Source organism: Microbacterium sp. Leaf351, from assembly GCF_001423825.1.
In the GTDB taxonomy this organism is placed as follows: Bacteria; Actinomycetota; Actinomycetes; order Actinomycetales; family Microbacteriaceae; genus Microbacterium; species Microbacterium ginsengisoli.
Genome location: NZ_LMPK01000006.1, coordinates 506 through 4,065, shown reverse-complemented (window position 1 = coordinate 4,065; position 3,560 = coordinate 506). Strand labels below are relative to the sequence as shown.

6 protein-coding genes are annotated in these 3,560 nt (G+C 67.6%); all 6 read left to right on the top strand.

Going from position 1 to position 3,560, the window contains the following annotated elements:
* The coding region (locus ASG00_RS02455) for a DUF2303 family protein (protein WP_082483008.1) at positions 1–571 on the top strand (571 nt) is incomplete at its 5' end.
* 107 nt (positions 572–678) lie between these two features.
* Complete coding sequence (locus tag ASG00_RS02450; RefSeq protein WP_156454777.1) at positions 679–1,128, top strand: RusA family crossover junction endodeoxyribonuclease; 450 nt, start codon at positions 679–681, stop codon at positions 1,126–1,128.
* On the top strand, positions 1,125–1,604 hold the full coding sequence (locus ASG00_RS14255) for a DUF4406 domain-containing protein (RefSeq protein ID WP_156454778.1): 480 nt from the start codon (positions 1,125–1,127) through the stop codon (positions 1,602–1,604). Before ASG00_RS02450 ends, ASG00_RS14255 begins: the two co-directional genes overlap by 4 nt.
* Complete coding sequence (locus ASG00_RS02440; RefSeq protein ID WP_056206582.1) at positions 1,601–2,296, top strand: DNA-methyltransferase; 696 nt, start codon at positions 1,601–1,603, stop codon at positions 2,294–2,296. The genes ASG00_RS14255 and ASG00_RS02440 overlap by 4 nt, the downstream gene beginning before the upstream one ends.
* Before the next feature lie 88 nt (positions 2,297–2,384).
* Entirely contained in the window at positions 2,385–2,774 is a 390-nt protein-coding gene (locus ASG00_RS02435) for an HNH endonuclease (RefSeq protein ID WP_200930834.1), read from the top strand.
* Between the two features lie 46 nt (positions 2,775–2,820).
* Positions 2,821–3,531, top strand: coding sequence for an HNH endonuclease (locus tag ASG00_RS02430; RefSeq protein ID WP_056206580.1), 711 nt, complete (start codon positions 2,821–2,823; stop codon positions 3,529–3,531).
* Positions 3,532–3,560 lie beyond the last annotated feature (29 nt).

The window sequence follows — 3,560 nt, the reverse complement described above, 5'->3', positions numbered from 1 at the left end:
CCCCGCCTCCACGTCTGACACCGCGGGATGGCAGAAGCACCGCGTGTCCCTCGACCTCGAGAAGACGAAGGCGTGGCTCGCGTGGGAGAAGGCCGACGGACACCTGTTCGCGCAGGACGAGTTCGCCGACTTCCTCGACGACCGCTGGTCCGACGTGCTCGAGCCGGACGCGGGCGTGCTGATCGACATCGCCACCACCTTCCACGCGAAGACGAACGTCGAGTTCAACGGCGGTGTCCGACTCGACTCGGGCGACGTGAAGCTCACGTTCGAGGAGAAGACGACCGCGAAGGCCGGCCAGAAGGGCGACATCGAGATCCCGAAGAAGATCAAGCTCGGCCTGAAGCCCTACGTCGGCGGCCCGACCTACGCGATCTGGGCGCACTTCCGCTACCGGCTCCGCGGCGGCCAGGTGCTCCTCGGCTTCAAGCTCGAGCGCCCAGAGAACACCCTCGAGGCCGCGTTCGCCGACATCGTCACGGACATCCGTGAGGGCCGGAAGAACGGCGACGAGGTCGTGCACGAGGGCATCGGGGAGATCCCGATCTTCGCGGGCAAGCCCTCCGCCTGATCCGTCCGGTCGGCGTCCCCCATCGTCGACCGAACGAAAACGGGGGCCGAGCTGATTGCAGCAGCTCGGCCCCCTCCACCCACCACCGCCTCTAGCAGGAGTCCAGCGTGAGCATTCCCATGATGCCCCCTCAGGCATCCCCCACACCCTTCCGCGGCGTCGCGTTCATCGTCCGCGGCACCCCAGCCCCGCAGGGCTCGAAGCATGCGTACGTCGTCGGCAACCGCGCCCGTGTCGTCGAAGACAGCAAGATGTCCGCCCCGTGGCGGGACAGCGTCGCCGCGGCCGCCGCGGACGCGATGAACGGTGCGTCCCCGATCGACGTACCCGTGACCGTCACCATCACCTTCTTCTTCGCCCGCCCCCAGTCGGTGAAGCGCCCGCTGCCGTCAGTGCGACCCGACATCGACAAGCTCGCCCGAGCGGTGCTCGACGGCCTCACCGCCGGCGGCGTGTACACCGACGACTCCCGCGTCGTCGACCTCCACGCGAAGAAGCGCTACCGGGACGTCCCGGGCGCCGAGGTCACCGTGACTGCCGCGGAGGTGGCTTCTTGACGACCCTGTATGTCGCGGGTCCCATGACCGGCCTTCCCGACTTCAACTATCCAGCCTTCCGTGCCGCTGCAACCGAGCTACGGGACGCGGGATACGTCGTCGAGGACCCATCCACCAACACCAACCCGACTCCCGACGACTACCACGGCTGGCTTCGTGCGGGGCTCGCGCAGCTCATCACCTGCGACGGCGTGGCAATTCTCGACGGATGGGAAGCATCCGGCGGGGCCCGACTGGAGGTGAACGTCGCGGCGACGCTCGGCATGAGGGTGCGCCCCGTACACGAGTGGGTCACGGAGGCGCAGGCCGATCCCGAGCGGGAGTTCCCTGACCGCCCCGAACGCGTGAAGTGCCGCGGGTGCGGCTCGTTCGACACGCACCGAATCGGTATCGGGTCGCGTCTCATCGCGATCGACGACGCCATCGATTACGAGAACTGGCAGTGCATCGACTGCGGTCGGGAGTGGGAACGATGAGCCTCTACTACGAAGACGAGTACATCGAGCTCCACCATGGCGACTGCCGTGCGGTCCGCGGATGGACTCGGGCAGACGTCCTCGTGACGGACCCGCCCTACGGAATGAACTTCCAGTCCAACCACAGAAGGTCCGGCAAGTTCACCCGAATCGTCGGCGACGACGACGCGTCACTTCGCGACGCGGTACTCGAGCTGTGGCCAGACCATCGACCAGCAATCGTCTTCGGTCGCTGGTCTGTTGCGGCTCCCGTCGGAGAGCGTCAGCGCGTCATCTGGTTCAAGTCCGGAGGCGGACCCGGCATGGGCGACCTGCGTCTGCCCTGGGGGCCCGCCCACGAGGACATCCATGTCCTAGGTGATGGCTGGGATGTGGCAGCGACCGGGAAGAAGCGGACGGGCAGCGTGATCGTCACGTCGCGCGGCCGGGGGGGGTCCAGCGGCGACGAGAACGCGTTCGGTCACCCCACCCCAAAGCCGGTATCACTCATGGAGGATCTCATTTCGAGCTGCCCTCCTGGGGTGATCGCGGACCCGTTCGCGGGTTCAGGTGCAACGCTCATCGCGGCGCGAAACCTCGGCCGCCGCGCTATCGGGGTCGAACTCGAGGAGCGCTACTGCGAAGCAATCGTGCGCAGGCTGTCGCAGCAGGCGTTCGACTTCTCCGCGCTCGAGTCGGGTGCGGGCCAATGATGCGCGCCGGCCGTCGGCGTCCTCCACGCGCCGCCGGCGACCGCGGCCTCGCCGTCGCCGCGTTCCTCACCGGAGAGCAGGCCGCCGCATGAGCGCCGCGCACCCTCCGGTGGACGTGAAGCGCGCCGTCATCCGTCGGGATGGCGGGTTCTGCCTCCTTGCCCTGCACCGCTGCCAGGGAGAGGCGACGACGACCGATCATCGCGCGAACCGTGGCATGGGCGGATCGCGACTCCTCAACGACCCTGTGAACCTGATCGCCGCGTGCGGGATCTGCAACGGCGACAAGGCGGACGCGACCTCGCTGGTGCTCCTCGAGCTGGAGGAGCGGGGCTTGTGGGTGCGTCCCGCGGCGACCCACGAGAAGACGTTGGTGCGTGCACGTGAGACGCCCGTGGAGGCGTTGGACGGCACCCGGTGGTTCCTGCTGTCGGCGACGGAGCGGATCACCGTGGCGGAAGCGATGGGGGCGCGCTGATGCCGGAACTGGAAGTCAACGACAACACCAACGAGAGGAGCGCGTGATGGCTGTCACCAAGCGCACACGGTTCGAGATTCTGCGACGCGACGGGTACCGCTGCTACTACTGCGGCGTCCGCGGAAACGAAACGGGCAGCGGACTCACGATCGACCACGTCACGCCCGTCGCCTTGGGCGGCAGTGACGACGCCACGAACTTGGTCAGCGCGTGCGCTGACTGCAACGCGGGTAAGTCGTCCGTCCCAGCCGATGCGGCGACGGTTGCGGACATCGACCGCAAGGCCGCCGAGTACGCCCACGCTCGCACGATAGCGCTGCGTGCGCTCGACGCCGATCTTGATGCGGAGGCTGAGTACCTCACGGGAATGTGGGATGCGTGGGACGCTGCCGCGCCGTCTTACTCGAAGGGGTCAGCGCCTGGCGAGATCGAATCGTTCGCCTCGGATTGGTTCCGACGCGGTGTGCCGCTGCGAGTCGTGGAGAAGGCATTCACGATCGCCTGGGCCGGTCCCGCGCGGCCTAACCAGAAGGTGAAGTACGCGGGCGGCGTGGTCAACAACATGATGGCCGGCGCAGAGGACCGCACCCGCTCGATGGTGGCCGGCGACTCGGTCGTCTTCGGCAGCGGGTATGACGCCGGGTGGGCGGACGGTGTCGCCTTCGCTGGGCTGCTCACTGACGAGCGCGACCTGGTCGCGCTGCACGTCGACGGCCGGAAGAACGAGTTCTGGCGGGTGATGTCCAATGCCTCGTGACTATGCCCAGATCCGTCAAGACATGTGGT

Excerpts from the sequence above, each read along its gene's own strand:
- ASG00_RS02440 (WP_056206582.1), top strand. The coding sequence starts at position 1,601 with ATGAGCCTCTACTACGAAGACGAGTACATCGAGCTCCACCATGGCGAC.
- ASG00_RS02435 (WP_200930834.1), top strand. The coding sequence starts at position 2,385 with ATGAGCGCCGCGCACCCTCCGGTGGACGTGAAGCGCGCCGTCATCCGT.
- ASG00_RS02430 (WP_056206580.1), top strand. The coding sequence starts at position 2,821 with ATGGCTGTCACCAAGCGCACACGGTTCGAGATTCTGCGACGCGACGGG.